Source organism: bacterium, assembly GCA_040755755.1.
GTDB lineage: Bacteria > SZUA-182 > SZUA-182 > DTGQ01 > DTGQ01 > DTGQ01.
In genome coordinates, this window is the sequence record JBFLZW010000050.1 from 67,404 (window position 1) to 86,622 (window position 19,219).

At 49.4% G+C, this 19,219-nt stretch carries 13 protein-coding genes and 2 pseudogenes; 10 read left to right on the plus strand and 5 right to left on the minus strand.

Translation table 11 applies throughout. The features are described from left to right. The first annotated feature begins 130 nt into the window (after positions 1–130). The 4 genes from AB1611_15445 (at position 131) to ahcY (ending at position 7,442) form a co-directional block, all read left to right on the plus strand. Positions 131–1,486 carry a polyketide synthase gene (locus AB1611_15445; protein MEW6380987.1) on the plus strand — a complete coding sequence of 452 codons (1,356 nt, stop codon included), beginning with the start codon at positions 131–133 and terminating at the stop codon, positions 1,484–1,486. Positions 1,487–1,500: 14 nt separating this feature from the next. Next, positions 1,501–4,314, plus strand: a complete 2,814-nt coding sequence (locus AB1611_15450) for an SDR family NAD(P)-dependent oxidoreductase (GenBank protein ID MEW6380988.1) — start codon at positions 1,501–1,503, stop codon at positions 4,312–4,314. Positions 4,315–4,690: 376 nt separating this feature from the next. Continuing rightward, on the plus strand, positions 4,691–5,866 hold the full coding sequence (gene metK / locus AB1611_15455) for a methionine adenosyltransferase (GenBank protein MEW6380989.1): 1,176 nt from the start codon (positions 4,691–4,693) through the stop codon (positions 5,864–5,866). Between the two features lie 145 nt (positions 5,867–6,011). Next, positions 6,012–7,442 (plus strand): adenosylhomocysteinase, encoded by a 1,431-nt coding sequence (gene ahcY, locus AB1611_15460; GenBank protein MEW6380990.1) that lies wholly within the window; start codon positions 6,012–6,014, stop codon positions 7,440–7,442. Positions 7,443–7,745: 303 nt separating this feature from the next. On the opposite strand, the gene AB1611_15465 is transcribed toward ahcY, so the two are convergent. After that, the gene (locus tag AB1611_15465) at positions 7,746–8,042 is read right to left on the minus strand and encodes a hypothetical protein (GenBank protein MEW6380991.1); all 297 of its coding nucleotides are present in this window, start codon (positions 8,040–8,042) and stop codon (positions 7,746–7,748) included. After that, positions 8,020–8,556: a hypothetical protein gene (locus AB1611_15470; protein MEW6380992.1), complete on the minus strand. Its 537-nt coding sequence runs from the start codon at positions 8,554–8,556 to the stop codon at positions 8,020–8,022. The genes AB1611_15465 and AB1611_15470 overlap by 23 nt, the downstream gene beginning before the upstream one ends. Positions 8,557–8,696: 140 nt before the next feature. Here AB1611_15470 and fabD point away from each other — a divergent pair. The 6 genes and pseudogenes from fabD (at position 8,697) to AB1611_15500 (ending at position 15,740) form a co-directional block, all read left to right on the plus strand. After that, positions 8,697–10,977: pseudogene (fabD, locus tag AB1611_15475) on the plus strand (ACP S-malonyltransferase). A 133-nt stretch (positions 10,978–11,110) separates the two neighbouring features. Beyond that, positions 11,111–11,317 (plus strand): type II toxin-antitoxin system VapB family antitoxin, encoded by a 207-nt coding sequence (locus AB1611_15480; protein MEW6380993.1) that lies wholly within the window; start codon positions 11,111–11,113, stop codon positions 11,315–11,317. After that, positions 11,314–11,712, plus strand: a complete 399-nt coding sequence (locus AB1611_15485; GenBank protein MEW6380994.1) for a PIN domain nuclease — start codon at positions 11,314–11,316, stop codon at positions 11,710–11,712. The genes AB1611_15480 and AB1611_15485 overlap by 4 nt, the downstream gene beginning before the upstream one ends. Before the next feature lie 79 nt (positions 11,713–11,791). After that, positions 11,792–12,121 (plus strand): biotin carboxylase N-terminal domain-containing protein, encoded by a 330-nt coding sequence (locus AB1611_15490; protein MEW6380995.1) that lies wholly within the window; start codon positions 11,792–11,794, stop codon positions 12,119–12,121. Further along, positions 12,045–12,320: pseudogene (locus AB1611_15495) on the plus strand (biotin carboxylase N-terminal domain-containing protein). The gene AB1611_15490 and the pseudogene AB1611_15495 overlap by 77 nt, the downstream one beginning before the upstream one ends. A gap of 6 nt (positions 12,321–12,326) precedes the next feature. After that, positions 12,327–15,740, plus strand: a complete 3,414-nt coding sequence (locus AB1611_15500; protein ID MEW6380996.1) for a biotin/lipoyl-containing protein — start codon at positions 12,327–12,329, stop codon at positions 15,738–15,740. A gap of 288 nt (positions 15,741–16,028) precedes the next feature. On the opposite strand, the gene AB1611_15505 is transcribed toward AB1611_15500, so the two are convergent. The 3 genes from AB1611_15505 to AB1611_15515 form a co-directional block, all read right to left on the minus strand. Continuing rightward, positions 16,029–16,970 carry a hypothetical protein gene (locus AB1611_15505; protein ID MEW6380997.1) on the minus strand — a complete coding sequence of 314 codons (942 nt, stop codon included), beginning with the start codon at positions 16,968–16,970 and terminating at the stop codon, positions 16,029–16,031. 933 nt (positions 16,971–17,903) lie between these two features. Next, positions 17,904–18,644 (minus strand): anaerobic ribonucleoside-triphosphate reductase activating protein, encoded by a 741-nt coding sequence (locus AB1611_15510; protein MEW6380998.1) that lies wholly within the window; start codon positions 18,642–18,644, stop codon positions 17,904–17,906. Between the two features lie 265 nt (positions 18,645–18,909). Next, a complete protein-coding gene (locus tag AB1611_15515) occupies positions 18,910–19,191 on the minus strand; it encodes a thioredoxin family protein (GenBank protein ID MEW6380999.1) in 282 nt (93 codons plus the stop codon). Positions 19,192–19,219: the final 28 nt, after the last annotated feature.

Genomic DNA, 19,219 nt, shown 5'->3' on the forward strand with positions numbered 1-19,219 from the left:
CTGTTTTTTTATCTTGTCCTGGCATCAACTTTGCAAAATAATCTTGTGCTTACGATTAATTACTAGATTGCTATAATCATGCAATTTATTATTTTTTAACTGTAATTAATAAGAAGGCAAGGAAGTAACCATGAGGATGTTCAGTGGAGGCAGCGAAGATAAGGACGAAAAGCAGGAGCCGGAATCCGGGCAGGGAGCAGCCGGGAAGAAGGGTGCGGATATTGCCATAATCGGCATTGCCTGCCGGTTTCCGGGGGCTCAGGATTACCGGGAGTTTGCTGATAACCTGTTCAAAGGGGTCAATTCGATCCGGGAGATCCCTTCTTCCCGCTGGGATACCCAAAAATATTACTCCCCTGATTTTAATAAGCCCAACACCAGCATCAGCAAGTGGTGCGGCCTTATCGATGGGATAGATCAATTCGACAACCAATTTTTTAGCATTTCTGCGCGGGAAGCGAATTATATGGACCCGCAGCAGCGGCTTCTCCTGGAAGAAACATGGCATTGCATCGAAGATTCGGGAGTCTCCTTAAAAAATCTCCAGAGGAAAATTACCTCCGTGTACATCGGGGTAATGGCCATCGATTACCACCAGGAAGCCTCGCATCCGGATATAATAACTGACAGCTATGCCTGCCTGGGAAACTATGAGTGCATCTTGGCCAACAGAATTTCTTATGCTTTCGGACTTCAGGGCGCCAGCATGTCGATTGATGCAGCCTGCGCCTCTTCTCTGGTAGCCATGCACCAGGCCAAAAATTCCCTCCTGTTGCGAGAGAGTGATTATGCCCTGGCCGGTGGGGTCTCCCTGGATTTTCACCCCTGGAAATATATTTCCTTTTCCAAGTCCCGGACGCTGAGCCCGGACGGGCAGTGCAAGACCTTTGATCGGGAAGCCAATGGCTATGTGCCGGGAGAAGGGGTGGGGATACTGCTCCTGCAGCGGCTGGAAGATGCTCTTGCTGAAGGTAATCGTATCTACGGGATCATCAAAGGATCGGCGGTAAATCATGGAGGAAAAACCCTGTCGATTACCGCTCCACGGGTGGAATCGCAAAAGGATGTAATTATGCGCGCTTACCGTGATGCGAACCTGAGCCCTGACACCATAACCTATATTGAGGCTCATGGAACAGGGACCTCTCTGGGCGATCCTATCGAGGTAGAATCCCTGACTCAGGCATTTCAGGAGTATACTCAGGATGTGCAATTTTGCAGGATCGGTTCGGTCAAAACGAACATTGGCCATCTCGAGGCCGCTGCCGGGGTTGCAGGTGTTATCAAGGTATTACTGATGATGCGCCATCGCACAGTGCCCAAGAGCTTGAATATCAAAAAATTAAACCCGATCATCAACTTCAGGGGTTCACCGTTCGTGGTAGCCACTGAACCGGGTGACTGGCAGGCACGGAACCCTGAATTACCTCTGCGTGCCGGGGTAAGCTCATTCGGGTTTGGCGGCACGACAAAAGATCAAGGATAAGATCAAAATAGTGCATGCCTATCCTGCTGGTGCCGATGAACCACAGCCTTTCTGCGCTGCCCTTTGGCGGATTGGCCAGGACGGTTCAAAAGGAAAATTCGAAATTTTCATTCAAGATCGTGGAGTTTCAAACATCACACGAGGCACAAACGGCCCTGCCGTTATCCCGGAAGGTGGATATCCTGCTGGCTGAGGCGCAAACGGAGAACGATAATGAGGTTGAGGTCCGGTATGAAGGAGAGCGAAGGTGGATAAAGCGGCTGCGGGAATTCAATCTTGAGGCAGAAGCGAAGCTAACGGATGGAAGGGCAGCCTCGCTCAAAGAGAAGGGTGTGTATATCATTACGGGCGGAGCTGGTGGTTTGGGGCTCATTTTTGCCGGGTATCTTGCCGGCAAGGTGAAAGCACGGCTCGTGCTCACAGGCCGCTCCGAGTTAAGTGACAAGAAGCAGGCCAGGATCCGGGAGCTTGAATCTCTCGGCTCGGAAGTAGCTTATATCAGGGCTGATATTTCCAGCCGTGAAGAGGTACGGAAACTGATCACTGAGGCTAAATCCCGGTTCGGTGAGATCCAGGGAATCATTCATAGCGCCGGGGTAATCCGGGATGCATATATTATCGGGAAATCACAAGAGGATATGGATGCGGTACTGGCCCCGAAAGTATTTGGCACCGTGTATCTCGATGAAGCAACCAGAGGGGAGAATCTCGACTTCTTTGTGCTCTTCTCGTCAATTGCAGGAGCGATAGGCAATCCAGGGCAGATCGATTATGCTTATGCCAATAGCTTCATGGATAATTTTGCCCTCATGAGGGAAGGGCTGCGAAGAAAAGGGTCCCGCGCTGGCAGGACCTTGTCCATCAACTGGCCGCTGTGGCGGGAAGGCGGGATGAAGGTTGACGAGAACATTGAAAAGGCGTTGGCAAAGACTTTGGGGATGTGGCCGCTCCGGACAGAGGCCGGGTTGAATACCTTTACTCAGGGGTTGGCCTCGGAGGAAACCCAATTCCTGGCAGTAGAGGGTGACCAGCAAAAGCTCAGGCAACTGCTCGGAAAAGGAGACGAATCCTCCTGGCAGGAAGATGAAGGCAAAATCCCACCCAAAGCGGATGAGGAAGATTTACTGGAGAAGATTCAAAAAGACATCGTGAGGATTGCTTCGGAGATTCTCAAGATTCAGGAAACGAGCATCGATGTAAACAAGGACATGAATGAATATGGTTTCGATTCTATTACCCTGACAGACCTCACCAATCGAGTCAATGCCCGCTACGGCCTGGAGATAGCCATATCTGTTTTCTTTGAACATTCCTCCATCAGTGCATCTGCGAAGTATTTGGGTAATGAATACCGGGATAGCTTTCTCCGCTATTACCAGGATAGCCTGGGAGTGGGCAAACCAGTAAAAGTGGACCAGGACGCTCCACATTTCCCTGTTCTTGATGAGGAAGGTGAAAACAGCCATCACCCTCACCCAGCCTCCCCCCTCAAGGGGGAGGAGAGAGATGGGTGTCCTCAACAAGGATGGGGAACATCTGAGTCTGCTGCATATAAAGTCGAACCCGGAAGCTGCTTTCACACTGTTTTTCTCACCGGGGCTACCGGGATTTTGGGCGGATACATACTCAAAGAGCTGCTGGAAACGACTGATTCACGGATATATTGTCTAATCCGGGCCAATGATACCGTTCATGCTCAAGAGAGGCTGAGGAAAATATTAGCCATTTATGGGGCGGACGACAGGGTATTAAGCGCATTGAACCACAGAGTCCTTCTCCTGATCGGCGATGTCAGCAAAGATAATCTTGGCTTGTCAGGCGAGGAATACCGCCATTTGGCAGAGTCGATCGATTGTGCGATTAATATCAAATGGCTGTCCAAAGGCTCGAAAAAGATCCTCGAAGCATCCAAAGAGCTGGGCTATAAGATGGAACCCATGCCAAAATTCATGCGGTATAACAAGTGCCGCAGGTGCGGCATGTGCCATTTGGGCTGTCCCTACGGTGCCAAGTGGACGTCCCTGGATTACCTGGATGAAGCCGTAAGCCAGGGGGCTGACGTCAGGTATGAGACCGTTGTCGAGCGGGTTCTTCTCGAGAATGGCAAGGCCGTAGGAGTAAAGGGAAAGGGTCCGAAGGGGCGGGTTGAAATCTTCTCGGACGTGGTCATTCTGGCCGCAGGCGGCCTGGGGACCCCCGTTATCTTACAGAAAACAGGCATTGAAGATGCCGGGTCAAATTTTTTTGGGGACCTTTTGATGAATACCTATGGAGTCACCAAAGATCTCAGCCAGCTTCATGAGCCTGTGAAGGCACTTGTTGATACTGAATTTCATAAAAGCAAAGGGTTTATTCTCTCTACATTCCTCCAGCCGGCGCGATTGCACAGGTTCGTAGAAGCCGGGGTACGGGGAGTGCTTCTTCCAACCGACCGAACATTAGGCATCATGACCAAAAGTGCCGATGACCAAACCGGTCGCGTATACCTTGATGGATCTTATTCCAAGGTGGTGACCGAAAAGGACAGGGCAAGACTGAGAGAGGGCTCTGAAATAGCCAAAGAGATACTTATCAGGGCGGGAGTAGACAGCAAGTCCATCGTGGTTGGAAATCCTGTTGGTGCTCACCCTGGTGGAACCGCTGCTATCGGCAAAATCGTGAACAGTGATCTGAAGACAGAAATCGATAACCTCTATGTCTGTGATGCCAGTGTCTTTCCGCGGTCAGTCGGTGCCCCTCCTATTCTGACTATCGCTGCCCTGGCCAAGCGGCTGGCGAAAACGCTGGTATCGCAGCAAACTCTGACCGAGTACCGGAGTGCGGCATAGGAGAAGAGCGGCGGTAGCCGCTTTGAAGTGTGGTGGCACGACACCGCTTCCCTTCAGGGAAAGCGGTGTCCATTTAGCCGGCTAATTCCCGTGCCGGGTACTAAGTCTCTGTATAAGCATAGTTAATTCATTAAATTCCGATAATATTGATGGAGTGAGAAAAAAATTTCTTGATGGTCTGAGCAGGAAACACAGTTACCTGTCGGTGTTCGTATCAGGCAGTGGTTTTTGGAGTAATTACCCCAAAATATTATAGAAATTTTAACATAATTAGGCTACAATAGTCTTTCATGGGCTGGGAACACCGGTTCATTACCGGTAGTCACTTATAATGACCTACAGTCGGAAACCGCTATGACAAAGGAGAAACAAACCGATGCATAAGAAAGATTTCCTCTTTACCTCAGAGTCCGTTACCGAAGGGCATCCGGATAAAGTAGCTGACCAGGTATCGGATGCAGTTCTGGATGCCATTATGGCTCAGGATCCGATGGGGCGGGTGGCCTGTGAAACCCTGGTCACGACCGGCTTGGCTTTTGTGGCTGGAGAGATCACAACCCGGTGTTACGTCGATATACCGAAAATCGTCCGTAATACGATCCGGGAAATCGGCTATACGGACGCCCAGTATGGTTTTGATTGCCAGACCTGCGCGGTGATTACCTCCATCGATGAGCAGTCTCCTGACATTGCCCAGGGCGTGGATACCGGCGGGGCCGGTGATCAGGGTCTGATGTTCGGCTATGCCTGCAATGAGACGCAAGCTCTCATGCCCATGCCCATCCTCTTAGCCCACCAGTTGGTCCGAAGGCTGGCTGAGGCGCGGAAAAAAGGCATTCTTCCTTACTTGCGGCCGGACGGTAAGAGCCAGGTGACTCTGGAATATGTCAATAACAAGCCGGTGAGGGTGGATAGCGTGGTTATCTCCACTCAGCACAGCCCCGAGATTGACAACCAGACTCTGAGGGAGGATGTTATCAATCAGATCATCCGACAGGTAATCGATCCCTCCCTGCTCGATGCAGAGACAGTCTTTTACATCAATCCTACCGGCCGGTTCGTGGTGGGCGGTCCGATGGGCGATACCGGCCTGACCGGAAGAAAAATAATCGTTGATACCTATGGCGGATTGGGAAGCCACGGAGGCGGGGCTTTTTCCGGAAAAGACCCCAGCAAAGTGGACCGGTCGGCTTCCTACATGGCCCGCTACATTGCAAAAAACATTGTCGCTGCCGGGATCTGCGAGCGATGCGAAGTACAACTGGCCTATGCCATCGGTGTGGAAAAGCCGGTTTCCATCATGGTGGACGGCTTTGGAACAAGCCGGATTCCCCTGAAAAAGATCAGAGACATTGTCTGGGACAACTTTGACTTAACTCCCAAAGGCATTATTAAGCATCTTGACCTTCGTCGCCCCATTTTCAAAAAGACTGCCGCCTATGGCCATTTCGGACGGAATGAGGAGGAATTTACCTGGGAGAGAACTGACAAGGCGGAGCAACTGCGGATAGATGCGGGCCTTGAAGAAAGCTTATGTGAAGTAACCGGGTAGTGCCTTAAGCATCAGCCTTGACATCGATTACTTATTTTGAGATAAGCGTTCAGTATCCGGGACAAATCCTGAATGCTGAACGCTTTTACCTTAAACCCATGAGGAGACATGGATAAGCATGAACAATCAGACTGCTGTATTAGATATGCCTGCGAGCGAAATTGATACCATGAACCAGGATTATAAGGTCAAAGATATTTCATTAGCCAGGGCCGGGCGGCTGCAAATTGAAATTGCCGAAAAAGAAATGCCCGGGCTTATGGCCATACGAAAAAAATATGCTGCTGAAAAACCTTTGAAAGGGGCACGGATTACCGGCTCTCTTCATATGACCGTCCAGACAGCCGTCTTAATCGAAACCCTGGTTGAATTAGGTGCCCAGGTGAGATGGGCCTCCTGTAATATCTATTCCACCCAGGACGAGGCAGCCGCAGCTATTGCCCAGGCCGGGATTCCGGTGTTTGCCTGGAAGGGAGAAACACTGGAAGAATACTGGTGGTGTACTGACCGGGCATTATCTTTCCCCGGAGGGAAAGGGCCGAATCTCGTCGTGGATGATGGCGGCGATGCTACCTTGCTCATCCATAAAGGGTATGAGGCCGAAGAGGGAAGTACCTGGTGCAGCGAGCCTTCAACCAGCAGAGATGAAGAAACCCTGAAAAACCTTATCAAAGCCGAGTTGCAAAGAGATAATACCCGATGGCACAAGGTAGTGAAGGAATGGGCAGGAGTTTCGGAAGAGACCACTACCGGCGTGCACAGATTAATCCAAATGGCGCAGAATGGTACCTTGCTTGTCCCGGCTATCAATGTCAATGATTCGGTGACGAAATCCAAGTTTGATAATCTGTATGGATGCAGGGAATCTTTAGCCGATGGCATCAAAAGAGCGACCGATGTCATGGTGGCTGGCAAGGTCTGTGTTGTCTGTGGGTATGGTGATGTCGGGAAAGGCTCCGCCAAGTCTCTTCGCGGATTCGGGGCGAGAGTTATCATTACCGAGATCGACCCCATCTGCGCCCTGCAGGCGGCCATGGAAGGGTATGAGGTCACTACCGTGGAAGACACTCTGGCGGAAGGTGATATCTACATCACTGCAACAGGGGACTGCGATATCATTACCATTGAACATATGGCCAGAATGAAAGACCAGGCCATTGTCTGTAATATCGGTCATTTTGACAGTGAAATCCAGGTTGAGGCTCTTAACAATTTTCCCGGCATAAAAAAGGTCAATATCAAGCCGCAGGTAGATCGATATGACTTTCCTGATGGACACAGTATTTACCTTCTTGCTGAAGGCAGGCTGGTAAACCTGGGCTGTGCTACAGGGCATCCCTCGTTCGTCATGTCAAATTCATTCTCCAATCAGACCCTGGCTCAAATCGATCTCTGGAAAAAGAGAAGTGAATATAAGCCCAGGGTATACCGGCTGCCGAAAAAATTAGATGAAGAGGTTGCCCGATTGCACCTTGAAAAAATCGGGGTTAAATTAACCGTTATGACCAAAAAACAATCCGAATATCTGGGCATACCGGTTGAAGGTCCTTTTAAACCAGAACATTACCGCTACTAACAGCCTGGCAGTTCAGCAATCGGATGTTCCCCATCCTGTATGAGAGCCTGTTTTACTCTTCTCCCCCCTCAAGGGGGGAGGCCGGGTGGGGGTGATTGTCGTGAAAACCCTACCTCTCAAGCCTCTCCAGTAAGTTGAGGTGAGAAGAAAAGCAGGCTCAGCTTAACGCCTATGGGCAAAAGCTCTATTCTGTATTTAATAAATTAGCAAAAATAACCTAATATATATGCAATATAAAAAATCAGGTGTTCACTGCTCTATAGATAAATCCATGCAGGTTTTTTTCTTTGGAAGATTCGGATTTCATCCCAAGGTTTCTGAGTCTATCCAATCCTCTAAATCAACATTAAGCTCTATTCTTCTGGTTTTGAGCAGGCCATGGAAATCCCATGGTGACAGATGTAGCTTATTACAAACCTGCATCATCGTTAACTCCCCCTTGCGATACTCATCAAGGAGTCTTTCCATCTTGTCTTCTTCGAATCCCTTTTTAAGGATCTGCCTTAAATACTCGGACTTATCAAGGTCCATTTCCTTGATAAAATTTGATAGATCCTTTAAAAATTTATCGGATACCCTAACGGTTGTCGGCTTTAACACGTCTTGTCTCCTCCAATTGATAGATTGCTTCAGCAATGATATCCGGGGAATATCGACCTATGGTCCTTAGCTTTTGCATAGCCGCCGCTGCTTTTTTATCGTCTATTTTATCTAATCTATATAACTCTAAGACAATTTTAGGGGAAATAATGAAAGGAATTTCAAGGTATCTGTATATCTTTATAGCCTTACCATCATCGGTAGCTATAAGAGATTTTTCCAGTTGTTGCGATAATGATATGACTTCTCGTTCTCCAGCACCAAGAGGGTTGAGAAATTCTCCACTTAATGAATTTTTCTGCCTGTTCACAGCAGCGACGTTTATCTTTTCTTTGGCAACATACTGTAAAATTATAGCAGCATCCGGATATTTAAAAGCAGCTTTTTCACCTGTGGTTTCTTTTAATACCGCTTCAGGGATTACTACTTTCAGGCCCTCAACAAGGAACTTTAACATATTGCATTTTATTAGCAGGATGAGGGAACAGCTATCGGCTATCAGGTGGTTATACAATTTTCCCCTCCTTGCGAAAAGTATACAATTCGATTAAATTGTATACCAATTTAACTTAAGATGTCAAGTATTCATAATTTTTGATTTAAAATGAACGTTCATAAGGCAATTCCCAATACGGAGAAGGGGCAGGAGTTATGATCAGGGCATTTGTTTTTCCCGGCCAGGGATCGCAGAAAAAGGGAATGGGTGGAGAGCTTTTCGACCTGTTCCCTAACATTACGGAAAAAGCTGATAAAATTTTAGGCTATTCTATCAAGGAACTTTGTTTGGAAGATAAGCAGGATGTTCTGAAATTAACCCAATATACCCAGCCAGCGCTCTATACCGTCAATGCGCTGATGTATTATCAGAAAATCCAGGAAACAGGCCAAAAACCGGATTTCGTGGCCGGGCACAGCCTGGGTGAATACAATGCCCTGCTGGCAAGCGGAGCATTCGATTTCGAGACCGGGCTGGAGCTGATTTGTATAAGATCGAGGCTGATGGCCAAAGCCGCAGGCGGCGGTATGGCAGCGGTAATTGGCCTGGGTGAGGAAAAGATCCAGGAAATTCTCGACGAAAAGGGTTTGGAAGCCATTGATGTAGCTAACTTCAACTCTCCTTCGCAAACGATCATCTCCGGCATGAAAGAAGATATCGACCGGGCGGAGAAAGTTTTCCAGGAGGCAGGTGCCCGGTATATCCGCCTGAATGTCAGCGGTGCCTTTCATTCACGGTATATGGAGCCGGCCAGGAAAGAATTTGTGCAGTCCCTGGAGCTTTTCCAGTTTTCTGATCCTGCCATACCGGTAATATCGAATGTCGAGGCCAGGCCCTATACCAAAGATAAAATCAGGCAGCTCTTGGCTGACCAGATCAGCCATTCTGTCAAGTGGACGGAAAGCATTCGCTATCTCATGGGAAAAGGGGTGCAGGAGTTTCACGAGATCGGCCCTGGCAAGGTCTTGGCAGGCCTGGTCGCTCAAATCCAAAAGCAGGCAGAGCCCCTCGTTGTTGCGGAGGATGCCGATTCTCCGGCAGTTGTGGGAGGAGGGCGGATAAGCCGGGAGGGAGCAGGAACGAAAATAACAGCTTCTTCCCTGGGCAGCAGGGAATTTAAAGAGGATTACCATAATTAAATATGCCTATGTGGCAGGCGCAATGTATAAAGGTGTGGGCTCAAAAGAAATCGTCGTCAAGATGGGCAAAGCAGGTCCGATCGGCTATCTTGGAACTGGAGGCGTGCCTCTCGCCCAGGTTGAAGAATCGATCCGCTTCATTCAAAAGGAGCTTCACCGTGGTGAAGCCTATGGCATGAATTTACTGTGCAATCTGCAAGATCCCCAGATTGAGGATGAAACGGTGGATTTGTTTTTGCAGTACGGAGTCAGAAATATCGAAGCCGCAGCCTATATGCAAATGACTCCAAGCCTGATACGATTCCGGTTGAAGGGAATTCATCGCAATGCCGATGGAGAGATAATTGTCCCGAATAAAGTCATGGCCAAATTGTCCCGCCCGGAAGTCGCTGATCTCTTTATGAGCCCTGCGCCTGAAAGTATCCTTCAAAAACTCGTGCAGGCAGGAAAACTGACCTCTGAGGAGGCGGCGTTGGGAAGAGAAATACCCGTGGCGGAAAATATCTGTGTTGAAGCTGATTCCGGAGGGCATACCGATCAGGGAGTGGCCTCTACCCTCCTGCCAGCCATCATGGCCTTACGGAATGAAAAAATGAAAAAGCATGGCTACCAGAAGCGGGTCAGGGTCGGGGCAGCCGGGGGAATCGGAACGCCGGAAGCTGCCGCTGCCGCCTTTATCATGGGAGCGGACTTTATCCTCACCGGATCGATCAATCAGTGTACGGTAGAGGCTGGCACAAGTGATGCTGTAAAGAACATGTTGCAGGAGATCAATGTTCAGGACACGGACTATGCACCGGCAGGAGATATGTTTGAGATGGGAGCCAGGATTCAGGTTCTCAGAAAAGGGGTATTTTTCCCAGCCAGGGCGAATAAATTATATGATCTTTATATCCACCATAATTCCCTGGATGAAATTGACGAAAAAACCAGGAAGCAGATTCAGGAAAAGTATTTCAGACGAAGCTTTGAATCGATATGGGAAGAAACAAAAGACTATTGGCTGAAAAGGAATCCGGAGGAGGTCGCCAAAGCGGAAAAGAGCCCCAAGCATAAAATGGCCTTGATTTTCCGCTGGTATTTTGGATACTCGACCTTTCTGGCGTTACAAGGAGATGAAGAACACAAGGTCGATTATCAGGTCCACTGCGGCCCGGCATTGGGTGCCTTCAACCAGTGGGTCAAGGGGACCGGGCTTGAGAACTGGCGAAACCGGCATGTCGATGAGATTGCGAAAAAACTGATGGAAGAGACAGCCGCCTTGCTCAACGAGCGGTTTCAAAGGTTCCAGCAGGGGTAATCAAGAAATATTACCTCTGGGCATTCGGAAAATAAAGAGAGCTATCGTGGCAGCGAGACTCAATATAAATATATTCTCATTGACTAAGGTATAAGGTACGCGCTATCTTATACACAAAGGGAGGTGTATAGCTATGCGCACAAATGTGGTCTTAGATGATGAATTAATTCAGGAAGCCTTTAAACATGCAAATGTGAAAACGAAAAAGGAGTTAATTACTATAGCTTTACAAGAGTTTGTAAGAAATCATAGCAAACTGGACTTACGAGACCTGAAAGGTAAAATCGCCTTTCAGGAGGACTATGATTATAAAAAGCTAAGAAAAGGTGAAAAGTTATGATCATAGTCGATACCTCAGTTTTTATTGACTTTTTCAAGAATAAAAATAATGAGGCGGTCGAAAAATTTACTAATATTCTGTCAATGAATATCCCTTTTGGAATTAATGTGTTCATCTACCAGGAATTATTGCAGGGGTGCGCCTCTGAAAAAGATTATCAAAAGTTAAAAAAGTACCTGGATACGCAGACTTTTTATAAACTACATAATGGAAAAGAATCGTTCGCCCAAGCTGCAAGAATATATTTTACCTGTAGAAGGGCAGGATACACTATTAGCAGTACCATAGACTGCCTTATTGTTCAGACTGCCATAGAAAACAATTTAGCACTTTTACACAATGATTCTGATTATCGACACATTAAAGAAACCATCAAGGAATTAATCATATATTAATCTGTTTAACTACTTTAAAAAGCAAAACCCTACTACTTATGACTGCATCAAGATGAAGAAGAGATAGGAAAAGGAGCCTATGGAGAGCACAGAGCACAAGAGACCAACCCTTGACAACTCTTCACGCATCGGCATTATCAACCGGGGCGAAGCGGCTATCCGGTTTATCCGGGCGGTCAGAGAGTACAATGCTCTCTATCACACCAGCCTCACCACGGTGGCTTTTTATCTTGACATTGAGCAGGAATCGCTCTTTGTGAAAGAAGCTGATGATGTCTATCCACTGTCCAAGATAACAAGGCTTCACCAGGGGGCATGGGTCTCCTTATCTCAACCGGGAGCTGATGCTGGAAGCACTTCTGTGCGCCCATTGCCAGGCGGTCTGGGTAGGATGGGGATTTCTGGCTGAAGACGCCGCCTTTGCCGGGATGGTTGAGGATGCGGGTCTTGTGTTTATCGGCCCTTCTGCTCAGGCTATGGCTCTTTTGGGGGACAAGATATCGGCCAAGGAACTGGCGGAGCGGGCCAGGGTTCCGATCCTGCCCTGGAGCAGGGGGCCGGTGAAAGAGCTGGAAGATGCCCGCAGGGTCGCCGAACAGATCGGCTAGCCGGTCATTGTCAAGGCAGCCAATGCCGGAGGCGGGCGGGGCATCCGGTTTGTGCGAAAACCGGAAGAGCTGGATACCCAGTTTGTGCTGGCCAAAGAAGAATCGCTTCGCACCGCCGGGAACGATGTGGTATTTATCGAGCATCTGGTCGTGACCGGACGGCATCTCGAAGTGCAGGTGCTGGCGGACCGGCAGGGAAATGTCAGTACCTTTGGTGTCCGGGACTGCTCGGTGCAGCGCAGAAATCAGAAGATTATCGAAGAGCCCCCGCCTCCCCATCTCGATCATAAGGTTATCGAGGAAATGCAGGAGGCGGCTGCCCGTCTCATCCGGGAAGCCGGGTATGAGAATGCCGGTACGGTGGAATTTCTGTACGACATGGATCAATCACAGTTTTACTTCATGGAAGTCAATACCCGGCTTCAGGTGGAGCATCCGATTACCGAGCAGCTTTACGGTGTCGATCTGGTCAAGGGACAGCTTCTGGTGGCCCAGGGTCGGCCACTGGAGGAGGCTGTTCACAGCCCCGGGGGCAGTGCTATCGAAGTGCGCCTCAATGCGGAAGATCCGGACAGGGAATTCATTCCGGCACCTGGCAAGGTTGTGCTGTTTACCGTTCCCTCCGGCCCCGGCATCAGGGTGGATTCGGGCATCGAGCAGGGGAGCGCCATTCCGTCGGAATTCGATTCCATGATCGCCAAGATCATTGCCTATGCACCCAGCCGGAACGAAGCTCTGGCGCGGTTAGAGCGTGCTCTTCGGGAGATGCGGATCAAGATCGAGGGGGGAACGACCAACCGCGCCTTTCTGGTGGGGCTCCTGCAGTGCCCCGATATTCAGCGGGGCGGAGTACCGACGCGCTTTGTAGAAGACCTGCTGCGGGATCACAATCCGGTCATTCGAAGAGACCGCCGGGACATTGCCCTGATAGCCTGTGCTATTGATCAGGCCATTGCGCGCTACCAGGAAGAGCTTATGCACTTCAGGCAGCAATGGAGCAGCATCGGCCAGCCCAGGGGCATATCTTCATCCCGCGGTTACGAGATTACTTTGCAGCTTTCCGGCCATACCTATGTATTCCTGGTAAAGGCACTCGGAGGCAATGTCTATCATCTGAAAATCGATGGACAACTGCTGATAGCTCAATACGTCAAACGAAACCATGAAGCAGTATTGCACTATGGCAATCAGCGCTCCACCATTCAGATGGTGAGCCGGGATGATACTCTGCACTGTGAAATAGACGGAACCCCGTATTATATTGAAACAGAATCAAGTGACCACATCAAAGCCCCGTTCCCGGCAGTAGTTATTGCTACGGTGGCTGCACCCGGTCAGGCTGTAGAGAAAGGGGACCTGCTGCTGCAGCTTGAAGCCATGAAGATGGTCATGAGCATCGAGGCCCCGAAAAGCGGCAAAGTCAAGACCCTCCATGTCAGGGAGGGAGAGCAGGTGTATGCCGGGCAGCCGCTGATACAATTGGATACGGGTGAGCAACCTGAACCAGGGGCGGAATCGGGGGAGGAATCCAGTCATCCGAGAGTTATGTTCGATCCTCCACAACTGGATGATAGTGCTTATACCTGGCAGATCCTGGAGCGGGAGCTTCTGGCTGTTTTTCTCGGCTACGACTATGAGGGAGAAGAGGGGGCCGTTACGGCCATCTTCGAGTCCCTGGTTGATTTTGCGAGAAAGAATCCCCGGTTCCAGCAGGAGGTTATCCGCTGCTTTTTAGCTGCCCTGGAGATCTATACGGCAGTTGAGGCCCTTTTTTCCCACCGGCGGATTGAATCGGAAGGGTTTGCCGGTGCATCGAGTTTCCAGGAGTTGCTCATGCACTTTTTTATCCGCAACGACTGTCAGAAGGAGGGATTGCCGCAGGAATTTCTCGATAGTCTTGAGCGGGCCATCAGATGGTATCCGAATGGAGGGCAGAATGAACACGACCGGTTCAATCAGGCCCTGTTCCGGATTTACAAGTCACATGCTCATCTTGCGATCAAGCAGACACTGCTTGGCTCTATTTTGCGTTCCCTGAAGGAATTTCCCGATATCAGGGTATTTGGTCAGAGAGTGTCCGATTTGCTCGACGAGATCGCCCAGACTTCCCAGAATCAACTGCCTCATCTGGCGGATGCCGCGATCCAGGCACGATATTACCTGATAGACAGCATGTTCCTCCAGACCATGAAGGAGGAGCGAAAGCAGCAGCTCGAAAGGCTGGTACTGGCATCTGTGGGGATGGACGAGAACCGGCAGGAGCGGGCCGAATTAACGGCCTCGGTAGCGAATACCGGTCATTACATGGTATTTGAGCTGGTGGCTCTGGCTCTTGATCCAGTCAGAGAGCACCGCACCCTGGCCCTGAAACTGCTTGGCAGGTATTTTAACCGTGACCGGAGATTCATTGCCGCCAGGATAGAAGAGGAAAACGGACTGCTGCTCTGTCGCGTGAGCAGCATGAAAGATAAGGAGCATCATGAGACTATCGTGGCAGTTTCCGATAGCAAGGGCTGGGCAAAAAACGCGGACAGGATCCAAAGCTGCCTTGGAAGAGCACGGAACTTTGAAAAAGCACAATGCTCTGAAAAACCGGAGCTTATTGCGCTCATTGCAGTCGGAGGAGACCGGGATGAAGAGAAGGAGGAAATGGTTATCCAGCATCTTTACCGGCAGGTTCTCCCTGTACGCTGGTGCTGCCTGGGACTGTTCTACGAACATACTGCCTGCTCGTATCGGACATTCACTATCGATCAGGAGGAAAAATGGCGGGAGAACCTTCATCGCCATTCATTCAATCCTTTGTTCTACCGTGAGCTGAAATTGCATCTTTTTTCTCATTTCAATCTGAAGATACTTTCCTCCAGTGAATCGGTCTCCCTGATCTTAGCAGTAGCCAGAAACAACCAAAATGACAAGCGGCTGCTTGCCCTGGTCGATGTTCCGGAAAGCCGGGCCGAGGTTGGCGAGGACAACTCGATTGCCAGAATCATTGCCTTTGACTACGCTCTCATGGAAGCGATTTACGCCATGAACGCCGAGCGGTCCAGGGGAGAAGGGCCGTGCTATCTGAATAGAATCTCGATCCACGTTCATTCCCTGCTCACGGTGAATTTGCAGCAAATCACCGACTATGCCCGTAAACTTACCCCCCGGGGCAGGGAATTGGGGCTTGAAAAGGTAATCATCTTTACCCGCCGCAGGAAAGAGAGTGACCGGAAAGAGAATGACCGGAGAGAGAGTGAAGGGTTTATTCATGAGTTTGAGCTTCACCTTACCAATATCTCCCAGGACCATTTTGCCCTCGATGTCTGTCCCCCGTCCACCAGGCTTCTTCAGCCGATGACCGACGATTATGTTGCCAGGATCGTCAGAGCACGGTCGAGGGTGACCCCGGATTTTTTGGGGTTAATACATTGAATTAGCTGCTTATTATATTCCTACCCCTTGAGGGGGATGTTAGGTGGGGTGATGGTTATTTTCACCCTCCTCATCGAGAAATAGGGTGCCTCTATGACAAGAGAAATGTGGAATATCTGCCTCTCAGCAGTGGGGTGAGTTGTATTGCCTGATTCATACTGAGCGATTATTTTACCTCACTCTTCAGTCAAATGTTCCTTGAAATGGAATGCCTACTCCTTCACGAGATTACAATCAACTCCCAGTAGACGAGCAACCTCTGAAACACCCATCTTCACGTCTATCTCTTTAGGAATTGCTCTGTATTTTACTCATGAACTCCCGATATATCTCTTCACTCAGGGATTTATTGGCATACAGCTTCTCTAACTGTGCTTTCGCCTGCTCTAAGGTAAGGACTCCTTCACTGTAGAGGTCATATAAAGCCTGAGCCCTTCCCTCTTGTCTTCCTTTCTGAATCCCTTTTTCAATGCCTAATCCTTCTATTGTTGTAGTGATATGCGCCACTTTTATTTCCTCCTCGAATGTCTTCAATTCTTCCTGGAATTTAACTTCAAGTTCCCTCGGTAAGACCATCACCCAGTCAAGGAAGCGCAACAAGTTTATTATGTCTTCCCGACTGTATCCCTTGAGATATAAAGCCTTGGCCAACCTCTTTTTCCAATCGAGCCTGGCGTGGTCATCTTTTCGCGTTTCCAAGGTTTTAAGATGGGCCACAACGATAGTTCCAAATGGATTCTGGCTGGCCTCAAGCTCCTCTACCCTGTCTTTGTAATCAATGAGTTTGACCACAGGGAATTCAAACAAGAGCCTGAATCCCCATCGGTTGATCTCATATCGGCAGGGCCTGTAATTTTCAGCCTCGTCGGTCAGAATGGCCAGGCTGATAACCTCCTTATCATGATGGTCGAAGATGCGGTAGTTGTAGGTATACATCCTCTTCACAAAGTCGGCGTCCTGATAACCTTGGACCTCCATGTGAATCAGTAACCATTTTTCTGCCCCGTCCCTCAAGTATACTTTAACTAGCATATCGGCAAGGCGCTTACCGATCATAGAAGCCTTGACGATCCTTTCCAGCTCCTTATCGAGGAATTCATAGCCCTTTTCCAGATTGACCTCGTCATAGATTGCTGGAAAGAAGAACGGTAGAAACTGCTTAAAGTAAATCTCCATGGCCTCTTTCCAGCCACTGTCTGCTTCACTGTAGACAGTTTCGTCGATGGTCATAAGATTGGTCTCCTCCATTAAGCCGAATGGCACTTACATAAGAATTAGTAATTCTCCCGCAGAGACGCTGAGACGCAGAGGATATCATTGAAAAGTAAAAGTAAAATAAGTTCCTCCTTGTGCCTTTTTACTTTTTGCTTGCTTCCAGGCCGTTGACACATCGATATATCCCGACTTTCATCAGGACCTTGCCGGATTGGTTGTTCTCTGCGTCTCTGCAGGAGATTTTTTTTCCCTGTGTGCTTTGTGTCCTCTCTATATTATAAGCTTGGCTTATGTAAGTGCCATTCCCATTAAGCCTGCTCTCCATGCTCTGTATAGGGTTAACTACTTATAGGACTGTGAAACACCCCTTATTGTATATATTTTAACTGATCTTTCGGATATTTACCACCAGGATATGAGGAGAGGGAGGGTATTTAACCTGAATGGCACTTACCTAAGTACACGACGCGGGAATTACCCGGCCGGTTTGGTTCAACGACACCCACCTCACCCCAACCCTCTCCCCCCACAGGCTTCAGTGGCGGACAGTTTTGGTTAGCAATTGAGCTCAGGATACCTTTGTTCTTCCTTTCCCTCTTTGAGGGCATCTCTTCTCCCTCGCCCCTGAAGGGGAGAGGGTTGGGGTGAGGGGCTTTTTGGTAAGTAGCTTAACGTCAGAGATATTGCCCTTAAAAGGAGGGGAAGAAGTCGTTTTTGTTCACCCCCACCTAACCTCCCCCCTCAAAAGGGGGAGGGATTATGAGGAGCATTCGCTCCATTATGGTGTAAAAATAGGGGGCTACCTCTGATGAACTAAACCTGTCCGCCCCTGAACCCCACAGGCTGGGGAGAGGGAGTGAAGGGGCGGATTTAACTGGCCGCGGATTTAACGCGCTGTGTACTAAGTTATGCGTATATCAAACCCATAACCTCAAATTACAGCTCCCCTCACCCCACCACCCTGCATTCCCCAACGTAATCCTTAAGAATCCCCTGAAATTCCAGCATCTCTTCCCGGTTATAGGGGGCTACCTTTTTCAGTTCCGGCACCAGGGGATCTTTCGGGTTAAACCCTTGCAGAACAAATCGCTTTACTCCCTTGATCTGCCGGGCAAGGTCCTGGATATCATCCTTGGTGGTCAGGGTTGGGCAAACGGTCATTCGGAGTTCGTAGTCTATCTTTGATTGGGCTAAAATGGAAAGGCTCTTTCGGATCGGGGAGACGCTCTGGGGCACTCCTGCGCAGCGGCTGTAGCGGATATCATCCAGGGGTGCTTTCATATCCATAGCCACATAATCGAGGAGATTATCCTCAAGCAGAGCGGCGAGAACATCGGGCTTGGTGCCGTTGGTATCTAATTTTACCGGATAGGACAGATTCCGGAAAAACCTGATCAATTGGGGCAGTTGGGGGCAGAGGCAGGGCTCTCCTCCCGAAATGACGATTCCGTCGATCCAATCGGCAAATTCATGGAGGCGGCTGGCTATCCATTGACGGGAAATAGTGGCATAGGAGTGAGCAGCAAGAACCAGGGTGTAGTTATGGCAATAAGGACAGCGCAGATTGCATCCTGACAGGAAGATCACTGCCGAGACCTTGCCGGGCCAGTCGCTGAAAGATGTTTCTATGAATCCTTTGATTTGTCCTGCCGGGCAGGTGTTAATGGCTTTCATACCTGTTGCTTTCATACCGTACTGTTATTTCTCCTGCTCTTTCTCCTACTATTTCTGGTGCTTCTCCTGCGTTACAGCCTGGTAAGCTGCGGCGGATATCCCTTGCCGGTTTTTCCCCCTGTGAGGGGGGACATTGAGGGGCTATTCGCCTGATGGGTGTCTATGTTCCCCTCACTCACGAGCCTTCTTTCCCAAGGGTAATGTCGTGAGCTTAACGGTACTTACCAGGAAAGCCCCTCCCTCCGGCCCTCTCCCCAGAGGGGCGCGCCAGTGCCAGTGCCTACGGCCTGGCAGGCCGTGGGACTACCGGGCCTGCGGCCTGGCGGGCTTCTTCCAGGGTGGGGATTTTGCCCCTCCACTCGGCAACCGTGCTATCCTGGTTATCGATCAGCATGATGGTCGGGGTTGACAGGATGCCGTAAAATGCCGCTTCTGCAAGTCCTTCAGTTGTTTCAAGGTCGTGTTCTATGGTCAGGTATCCATCGTGTGCCAGTTGATGGATAATATTTTTAGCTACCGGACATGCCGGGCAGCCTTCTTTCCAGAATAGCTTAAATTTCATTTCTCATACTCTCCTTCGTGCAGATAGG